Here is a 263-nt window from a genome sequence, read left to right as displayed (position 1 = left end):
AAATATAATACTTTTCATCGCCAAAAGCAAGAAGTGTTAAAACCGAAAAAGGGCGTTGGGTGTGGAAAATTTTTTTGGTGCTTTGAAGGAAAGACAAAACCTTTTCTCGGTAGAGGTGCATGCAGTCTGCTTCATCTTTAAGGGGTGTTCTAAAAATTAGGTTGAATTGATTTTGATTTCTTAGAGATGTACTTTTGTCAGTTGAGGAAGGAGCATAGCGGGCTATGTGACTGACGAAACTTACAAAAGGGCGCGCTAAGAAA

At 38.8% G+C, this 263-nt stretch carries 1 protein-coding gene; it reads right to left on the bottom strand.

The genetic code is table 11. The features are described 5' to 3' along the window. On the bottom strand, positions 1-263 hold a 263-nt coding region (locus I6E40_RS10845; RefSeq protein ID WP_235387297.1), incomplete at both ends, for a hypothetical protein.

Origin of the sequence: Prevotellamassilia timonensis, assembly GCF_021531665.1 — a bacterium.
Taxonomy (GTDB): Bacteria; Bacteroidota; Bacteroidia; order Bacteroidales; family Bacteroidaceae; genus Alloprevotella.
Note: the sequence above shows the minus strand (reverse complement) of the source record. Positions and strands in the feature narration are given on the sequence as shown.